We start from the raw sequence: 9,255 nt of genomic DNA on the forward strand, positions 1-9,255 counted from the left end.
AACCCTTATAGAGAAAGGCATTTAGCGATTTTTGTCAATTGTTTTTTATCTAGAGCGAACTAATCAATTAAGTCTCTTGCCAGATAAGGATTTAGTCGATTTATGCCCCCCTATCGAACCATAACAAGTAACGAAGAGCCAGATTTGTTACTCATAGGAAGTTGAGTTGAAATAATATAGGATAATACTAATCTTACTGAATTATGCAAATTTTACCATATACCATCTGAAATCTAAATGAGTGATCCCATTTTCATACTGCCCCTTGCCGAGTGCCGATTTCTTCACTGATGTTGTGATGTTGCTGAACATAGAAGATCGATTTTTCAACCTGCTCCAAGAAATCATAACAATTATTGTGTGTTGGGTTTCCTTACTACTACTACAGGCTAATGGCGATAATTCCGCTAGAAAGTATGAGAATGTGTCTGACATTCCTGACAGGGGGTGAGTATTGGTATCATGATTAAAAGTAAGGATATAGATAGGGTTTGCGGCAAAAAGTACGGGCGAAGCATTCGGATAGAAAATCTACGGTTTCACCGATAGGTTATTGCCCGAATGCTTCGCCCCTACAGGACGCGGGCCGATGAAGACGCAAGGTTTTGAACGACGATTCTCTCAAAATTTGCACCTGTGGGAGCGAGAAAAGCCACAAAACTCTTACCTTGCCTACATTTCACATTTATTCAGCAAACCCTAGATATAACTTAATCCATCGCTTTTCTTGATTGAGATTAAACTAATGTTTGTGTTGTTAATCAGTGAGGTAAACTAATGACTACAGTTGAATTAAAACAAGCCAAAAATCAACTTAATGAGTTATTGGAATCTGTACTTAAATGTGAAGAAATTATCATCACAGAAAATAATGAACCTGTAGTTAAATTAAGTCCTGTAAAGTTAGCCAATAAACCACCGCTTCAACCGAGAAGTGATGCGGGAAAATTTTGGATAGCCGATGATTTTGATGCTCCTTTAACTGATTTTGAAGATGATCAATAATTAGGCTCAAATTTTTAATAAATACTTATGTATTTCTTTGGTATGTCACTAATAATAAACAATTGAGAGACAACCATAAAATTATGATTAATGAAAGAGAAAATCTAGTTTATCTTAGTTAAGGTAGTTTTTGGAAAATGACGATCAAATATAGTCTGGAAAAATTAACTTTTGATTCACCTTTCCGAGAATTGATTGAGTCACAAATTCAGAGCAATGATTGGCAAATTTTGCCCCTTAATTTACTACATTTTGAACGAGTAGCGCAATTGTCTGTTCAGCATTGTAGTAGATATTTAGGGGGTAAGTTCGGTTATATTACCAGATATTCTCGTTTCTGTAACGCCTCTAGATCCACTGATAACAGAGGACATCACTTTTGTGCAATTCCTGTGAAAGGTTGAATAAAACTATCCACACCGACAAAGGAGGTGAGGGGCGACCAGTTTAAAATATCCTCTAAAATTGATTGATAGCCTTGCACATTGGGATGAAGTCCATCTTCCATTAATCTTTCTTGACACCACAGATCACCCCGGTCCATCCAGAGATCAAATAAATCGAGATAGGGAATATTTTGTTCTAGACAAGCTTGTTTAGTGGTTTCCTTAAAACTATACTGATCGCCATGGTTGAAGTAAAAGCAATCTAAAAAGGGCATTTTCCGCTCATCCACCGGAATCATGCCTATAAACAAAACCGGGCAAAGAGAACGGGCCCGGGTGAGTAAATGTTCGATTTGAGTTTGAAAAAGATCGTGGTCGGTATAAGTACGACCATCGGGCCGGCCTAAGCGGGCTGTATCATTAACACCGACGGAGAGAAGGATCAGGTCAGGGAGACGATTGCGAATTTCCCCCCTGAGACGAAATTCTTGTTCTAAACGTTCGGACACTTGTACCACTCGATCGCCGCGAATCCCCAAATTATACAGGGCATGACCAGCACTTTCCATCCACAAACGACGTAGGCGCTCGGCCCAACCGCCACCCACGGGGTCGCCATAGCCATACACAAGGCTATCACCTAAAGCGACGATTTTGAGGGGATGGGTCATAATTAGGGCTTTGTCTTTAGTAGGTAAACGAGAAAGAGTTGGCATGATCGCTCGATCGAATCGGTTGTCCTTTACACTTGTAAACGAATTTGGTTAAACTGTCCGTGTATTATACTACATTAAAAATTTTTTCCTGCCAGTTAACTTAAATATCAGCCAGGCACTGACACCGACCAGTATAAAGCACGCAGTCCGATGATCATTCCTTCCCTCCCAGTGGTTTCGTGGCTAAATCTACTATAGAATTTATGATTAAAACCTAGATAACTTGATGACTACTCGTTTGCGACGTGCGGTTCAAGACCGAGAATTTTTGATTACAGCCGAGATTACTCCCCCAAAGGGTGGTAATGCCAGTCATATGCTAGAAATGGCCCTCTGGCTAAAAAATCGCGTTCATGCGGCTAATATTACCGATGGCAGTCGCGCCGTAGTGCGAATGTCCTCTCTGGCTGCCTCCGCTATTCTCTATCAACACGACATTGAACCCATCTGTCAAATGGCCTGTCGCGATCGCAATGTGATCGGATTACAAGCAGATCTAATGGGCGCTCATGCTTTGGGATTGAGAAATATACTAGCTTTAACCGGAGATCCCGTTAAAGCAGGAGATCACCCCAAAGCTAGGGCAGTTTTTGACCTAGAATCGGTACGTTTGTTAAAATTAATCGATAAATTAAATAAAGGTTTTGACTTTAACGATAAATCTTTACCTGATGGACCCCTAGAACTTTTTGCCGGGGCTGCCGTCGATGTGCAGTCAAAAAGTTGGTCCGGTCTTCAAAGCCGTTTTGAGCGTAAAATCGAAGCAGGAGCGCAGTTTTTTCAAAGTCAATTAGTTACGGATTTCGAGTGCCTTGATAAGTTCATGCAGCAGGTGGCCTCCCTCGCCGATAAACCAGTTCTAGCGGGAATTTTTCTGTTAAAATCGGCTAAAAATGCCGTATTTTTAAATAAAAATGTGCCGGGGGTGCAAATTCCCGACCAGATCATTCAAAGACTCGCTGATGCACCTCATCCCCTCGAAGAAGGTATCAAAATCGCCGCCGAACAAATAAAATTAGCCCAGCAGTTATGTCAAGGTGTCCACATCATGGCGATTAAACGAGAGGATTTAGTCCCGAAAATTCTCGATCTGGCTGGTATCCCGCCAATACATAACTGAGATGAAAAGTCAATAGTTTTTATAAAAAATTAACTTTCATTTTGACTACTGGTCTTTTGACAAGAATTCTACCCCTAACCTAGTATGGTAAGGCTCAAAGCATCTTCGGGGTTAAAAGCATGGATTCCAATCTAGGTCAAGAAAAAGAGAATAGTTGTGGTGGGCGAAAATGGTTGTCGATCGGTATTGCCCCCACTGGTATAATTTCTATTGGCATTGTTCCCATGGGCGTTATTTCCATTGGTATTGTTCCTATGGGAGTAGTTTCCATTGGAACCGTGGCCATGGGGACAATTGCGGCCGGTTTTGTGTCCATGGGACTTTTCAGTATTGGTAGCGTTGGGATGGGATTAAATAACGGTCATTTTTCCAATCTTAATTCTCCCCCTGCTGAATCTCCCCATAAACATCATCAGCATTAAAATCAAGATTTGACCAGCAATCATGAATTATTCCATCCGTGCTGCCGTTGCTACCGATGTCAAGGCTATTTTTGACTTAATTGTTGCCTTAGCGGCCTATCAAGAACTCAGCCATTTAATGACAGGAAATAGTCAAGCTTTAGGGGAGCATTTATTCGGAGAAAAACCCTACATCGAAGCATTGGTGGCGGAAGTAGAGGGTAGAATAGTCGGTTTTGCGCTATTTTTTGCTAACTATTCCACCTTTATAACTAAACCGGGGATTTATCTGGAAGATATCTTCGTTTTACCCGATTATCGCAGTCAAGGTATCGGGAAAGCTTTACTAATGGCTGTGGCTAAAATTGCCGTCGCTAGGGATGCGGGACTTTTAGAATGGACTGTCTTAGAGTGGAATCAACTGGCGATCGATTTTTATGGAAAAATGGGGGCTAAGGTCTTCCAAGAGTGGCAAATTTGTCGTCTCACCGGGACAGCTTTAACCCAATTGGGTAATAGTGATAAATAAGTCAGACCTTTTGCCGAGCCTGGAACTTTGTGATCGATCGAGACTCCTTGCTATACTATACCTCTGACACTGGCTTTCCTCATTGGTGCAGAATGCAACCCACAGACTCGAATAAATTTACCGAACAAGCTTGGGATTCGATTGTTAAATCGCAAGAAATTGCGCGACGCTTCAAAAATCAGACCTTAGAGGTGGAACACGTTATTATTGCCCTCCTAGAGCAGAATAACGGTCTAGCCACCCGGATTTTACAAAAAGCTAATATAGAAATTCCCCGACTGCAACAACAGCTAGAAGTCTTCACCAACCGACAGCCGAAAGTGGCCATCGTCGATCAATTATACCTAGGTCGTGGTCTCGATCTGCTGCTCGATCGAGCGGAAGCATCCCGGGAAAGTTGGCAAGATAAATTTATCTCCGTCGAACATCTTCTCGTCGGTTTTGCCGAAGATGAAAGGGTGGGCCGGAAATGTTTACGCACTTTCAATCTTGACCCCCAAGATTTAGAATTAGCTATCAAAGCGATTCGCGGTACTCAAAAGGTTACTGAACCCAATCAAGAGGAAAAATACGAAGCTTTAGATAAATATGGACGGGATTTAACAGCAGCGGCCAAAGAAGGCAAATTAGACCCAGTTATCGGTCGTGATGAAGAAATTCGACGGGTGGTACAAGTCCTTTCGCGACGGTCGAAAAATAACCCGGTTTTAATCGGTGAACCGGGAGTAGGAAAAACCGCTATTGCGGAAGGATTGGCCCAAAGGATTATTAACGGAGATGTTCCCGAATCTTTGAAAAATCGTCAGTTAATTTCCCTCGATATGGGAAGTTTAATCGCTGGGGCAAAATATCGAGGCGAATTCGAGGAAAGATTGCGGTCAGTCATGAAAGAAGTGACCCAATCAGAAGGGCGAATTATTCTCTTTATTGATGAACTACATACCGTCGTCGGTGCGGGTTCTAGGGAAGGGGGATCGATGGATGCGGGCAACCTATTAAAACCTATGTTAGCTCGGGGAGAATTGCGCTGTATTGGGGCGACAACTTTGGATGAATATCGCAATCATATTGAAAAAGATCCCCCTTTAGAAAGACGTTTTCAACAGGTTTATATTAAGGAACCTTCCGTGGAGGATACTATCTCAATTCTCCGGGGTTTAAAAGAACGTTATGAGCTGCATCATGGGGTGACAATTACCGATTCGGCCCTAGTGGCAGCAGCTACCTTATCCCATCGTTATATTAGCGATCGTTTTTTACCGGATAAAGCGATCGATTTAGTTGATGAAGCGGCGGCAAAATTAGAGGTAGAAAGTACCACTAAACCCGCCGATTTGGAAATGATAGATCGTCGCTTAATGCAGTTACAGATGGAAAAATTCTCCTTAGAAAAAGAGGAGAAAAAAGATCGAGCTTTTCAAGAGCGTTTAGAAAGAATTATCGAAGAAATTGAGGAATTAGAAAGTAAACAAAAGCCTCTCGCTGACCAATGGCAAACGGAGAAACATATCGCCGAGGAAATTAAATTGTTACGAGAGGAAGAAGAACAATTGCGCCTACAGGTGGAACAGGCGGAACGAGCTTATGATCTCAATAAAGCAGCCCAATTAAAGTATGGCAAACTAGAAATTTTACAGGGGGAATTAGAAGTAAAAGAAAAAGAACTAGAAACGATTCAAGCGGCAGGTTCGACCCTGTTAAGACAACAGGTAACTGATGCTGATATTGCCGAAATAGTTGCCCGTTGGACGGGAATTCCCGTCAATCGTTTAATGGAATCAGAACGACAAAAATTATTAGAATTAGAGTCTCATTTACAGAAAAAAGTGGTCGGACAAAATGAAGCGGTCACGGCAGTAGCAGCGGCGATTCGACGCGCACGCGCAGGAATGAAAGATCCCTCCCGTCCGATTGGTTCATTTCTGTTTATGGGACCCACAGGAGTGGGTAAAACCGAGTTAGCGCGGGCCTTGGCGGGGTTACTGTTCGACTCCGAGGAAGCCATGGTTCGCATCGATATGTCGGAATACATGGAAAAACACGCGGTTTCCCGGTTAATCGGCGCGCCTCCGGGTTATGTGGGTTATGAGGAAGGGGGACAACTATCGGAAGCGGTGCGTCGTCGTCCCTATTCTGTGGTTTTATTGGATGAAGTGGAGAAGGCCCATCGGGATGTTTTTAACATTTTATTACAAGTGCTTGACGATGGGCGCATTACCGACTCTCAGGGGCGAGTGGTGGATTTTCGGAATACGATTATCGTCATGACCAGTAATATTGGCAGTGACCATATTTTAAATGTTTCCGAAGATGCCGATTATGAGGAGATGCGGAAACGGGTTTTAACAGCTTTGCGGAGTCATTTTCGTCCCGAATTTTTGAATCGTATCGACGATTTAATTATTTTCCATACCCTGAAAAAAGAAGAATTGCGTTACATTGTTCGTCTGCAATTACAGCGTCTGGAAAGATTATTAGGAGAACAAAAAATTAATCTAGAATTAACTACGGCCGCAGAAAATCATATCGTTACTGTTGGTTACGATCCTACCTACGGTGCGCGACCTTTAAAACGTGCTATCCAACGGGAGTTAGAGAATCCTTTAGCCACAAAAATTCTCGAACAAGCTTTTATGGAAGGGGATACGGTGGTAATTGATTGTCTAGATGAAGTTTTAAGTTTTAGCAAAAAGGAGCTAGAAAAGGAAGGGCAAACATTAGAATTAGCCGTGGTTAACCTCAGTTCGGATTAAAACCATATAGGGGATATATTCCCCCTCTGCGGGTCAATTCAGCCAATATAAACAAAATTTTGCCCCAAAAGGAGTTATAGATTTAGCTAAACAGGTTTTATCGCTGTAACTGATGACCACAGCTACTACAAAAGCGATCGGTTGCCGCTACTTTTGCCCCGCATTGACTACAAAATTGGGCTTTACTGACGGTTTTTGTGTCTCCCATGCTCATTTTCATATCTCCCATTTGCATTTCCATGGGGGCAAAATTCATCGACATATTACCCATTTTCATGGGTTGCATCGGTTGCATCGGTTGCATCGGTTGCATCGGTTGCATTGGTTGCATCGGTGGGGAGGAGAAACTGGTAGCGGTTGTCGATTGAGAGGACTGAGAAACTCCAGAGGTATGAGGGGAGGAAAAACCGATACTGCTTCCTTGAATTTGGATTCTGTGGGGTCCGGTTTCAGTGATAATTTCAATAATTGCCCCTTGGGGAATTATCTCTATTTGGGGTTCTTGTGTCCAAACTCCTGTGGCAAAACTACTGCTAGACTGCTGTTGTTGTCCCACCGCACCACTAGCGAGGGTTACAATCGTCTGCAGCCCTTGATTATCGAGATAGAGACGTTGTCCTGTGGGTAATTCACTATAAATAGCCATATTTTTGACAGTGAAAAGTAAAAAGTAAAAACCTAGTTCACACCCCTAGGATCCAGTCTAGCGAGGATAGAAATGTTAGAGGATTTTCTTAAGAATTTTATCGACAAAAAAAGGGTGGTTTAACCCACCCTCACCATGTCTCAAGAAAACAAACTTTTTAACGGACGCTACCGGCTAATTTATCGACCCGAATCGGTTTCATCAGGTACAATTTGAGGAATTGCCAAGCGTTAGAGGCGAAGATAGGCAATTTCTTCAGGAATTTAACCGGTGCGGGACTGTTTTCGCTATCGATCGCCCGTAATCCCTCGTTATTGCGAACACAAATCTCTAGGCGATCATAAAATTCAGGACTATCCACATCGAGAACAATCGGGAAGACGCGGCCGGCGGTTTCATTGGTCTTCTCGATCACATACTTATCGTACTCGCGAGCGTCCAAACCAAGAATGGCGTAGAAACCGGAACGCTGAGTATCATTGAGGTACATCGTAGCGAAGACCGAAAGCAGGAAGAAACGACACCAGAGACGAGCGCGCCAATCGTTAAGAATATCAGGCTGCGCGCGCATGATCGCATCGAAGAAGTCCCCGTGACGGTTTTCGTCTTGACACCAATTCTCGAAGAAGTTAAAAATCGGATAAACCCGATCTTCGGGATGTTGTTCGAGATGACGATAAATGGTGATATAGCGCCAATAACCGATTTTTTCGGAAAGATAGGTGGCGTAGAAGATAAATTTCGGTTTAAAGAAGGTGTAGTTACGGCTTTTGGTTAAAAATCCCAAGTCAAGGGAGAGGTTAAAATCCGATAAAGCCTTATTAAGGAACCCAGCGTGACGCGCTTCGTCCCGGGACATGAGGTTAAAGCATTCTGCGAGAACGGGATTTCTGTTTTTTAAACGTCTGCCGAGTTCTTTGTAGAGAAGAAAGCCGGAAAATTCGGCCGTGCAGGATCTTTCCAGAAATTCCACGAATAAGCGGCGAGTTTCGCCATCAATATGCTCCCAAGAGCGATCGAATTCTTGATTGCGAACGAAGTGATGCCGGTTATAATCGGTACGGAATTCCTCTAAAATCGCTTTCAGTTCTTCCTCGTTAGCGGCGATCGACATTTCCGCCATCGCTTCAAAATCAGTGGTATAGAAGCGGGGAGTGAGGATCGTTTCTTTAGCGGGAACTTTTATACCCGGACGGATTTCCTCGAATTCTGGTTTTTGGATCGTGCTGACCATAGGGATTATTGATTTTACTCTGGGATGATGATTGAGACGAGTAAAGGCTCTGACGTGATAATGACGAGCCGTGAAAAAACGGCTAGGATTCACTATAGCAAGCTCTCAGCCCTAGACTCCCTTCCTGTTCATTAAAAGTTACAACTCTTAATTAAGCTGTGTGAACAAACCCAGATTTTTCGCTGGGAGTCTTGACAAATGTTCGGAGATGTGGGGTGATATGGGGAAAACTTCTGGCGATTGCGCCTAAATAGAGTATTATGCAGAAAGTTGACCTATATCTTTACTCTGGAGAGTGTTATACAGAAAGTTTCTGTATAATAGCTGAGAGGGGGACAAGCGAGCTAGAAGGTAGATAGGGCAAGCGATATCGCTCTTTGTCCTTTGATGTAATCCTTCAACCGATAGCGGCTAATTTGCATTAGCTCTTCTATATTTTTTGGGAACATTTGATGTAGCTGGAGC

General features: G+C 42.9%; 8 protein-coding genes. 5 read left to right on the forward strand and 3 right to left on the reverse strand.

Translation table 11 applies throughout. From position 1 onward, the window contains the following. Positions 1-777: 777 nt before the first annotated feature. Positions 778-1,005, forward strand: coding sequence for a type II toxin-antitoxin system Phd/YefM family antitoxin (locus IM509_RS23375; RefSeq protein ID WP_185237686.1), 228 nt, complete (start codon positions 778-780; stop codon positions 1,003-1,005). A 373-nt stretch (positions 1,006-1,378) separates the two neighbouring features. Here the strand turns inward: IM509_RS23375 and IM509_RS23380 are convergent, their stop codons facing one another. Then, a complete protein-coding gene (locus tag IM509_RS23380; protein ID WP_024968709.1) occupies positions 1,379-2,107 on the reverse strand; it encodes a GDSL-type esterase/lipase family protein in 729 nt (242 codons plus the stop codon). A 226-nt stretch (positions 2,108-2,333) separates the two neighbouring features. Between IM509_RS23380 and IM509_RS23385 the strand changes: the two genes are divergently transcribed. The 4 genes from IM509_RS23385 (at position 2,334) to clpB (ending at position 6,910) form a co-directional block, all read left to right on the forward strand. Further along, the gene (locus IM509_RS23385; protein ID WP_002788992.1) at positions 2,334-3,227 is read left to right on the forward strand and encodes a methylenetetrahydrofolate reductase; all 894 of its coding nucleotides are present in this window, start codon (positions 2,334-2,336) and stop codon (positions 3,225-3,227) included. 119 nt (positions 3,228-3,346) lie between these two features. Then, on the forward strand, positions 3,347-3,649 hold the full coding sequence (locus tag IM509_RS23390; RefSeq protein WP_002768918.1) for a hypothetical protein: 303 nt from the start codon (positions 3,347-3,349) through the stop codon (positions 3,647-3,649). Between the two features lie 22 nt (positions 3,650-3,671). Beyond that, complete coding sequence (locus IM509_RS23395) at positions 3,672-4,157, forward strand: GNAT family N-acetyltransferase (RefSeq protein ID WP_002759515.1); 486 nt, start codon at positions 3,672-3,674, stop codon at positions 4,155-4,157. Between the two features lie 92 nt (positions 4,158-4,249). After that, positions 4,250-6,910, forward strand: coding sequence for an ATP-dependent chaperone ClpB (gene clpB / locus IM509_RS23400; protein WP_185237685.1), 2,661 nt, complete (start codon positions 4,250-4,252; stop codon positions 6,908-6,910). Positions 6,911-7,007: 97 nt separating this feature from the next. Here clpB and IM509_RS23405 read toward each other — a convergent pair whose 3' ends face one another. Continuing rightward, complete coding sequence (locus IM509_RS23405; RefSeq protein ID WP_072924394.1) at positions 7,008-7,556, reverse strand: zinc ribbon domain-containing protein; 549 nt, start codon at positions 7,554-7,556, stop codon at positions 7,008-7,010. Positions 7,557-7,713: 157 nt separating this feature from the next. Continuing rightward, positions 7,714-8,790: a magnesium-protoporphyrin IX monomethyl ester (oxidative) cyclase gene (gene acsF, locus IM509_RS23410; protein WP_002742302.1), complete on the reverse strand. Its 1,077-nt coding sequence runs from the start codon at positions 8,788-8,790 to the stop codon at positions 7,714-7,716. Positions 8,791-9,255: the final 465 nt, after the last annotated feature.

Source organism: Microcystis sp. M31BS1 (genome assembly GCF_020245285.1).
Lineage (GTDB): Bacteria > Cyanobacteriota > Cyanobacteriia > Cyanobacteriales > Microcystaceae > Microcystis > Microcystis panniformis.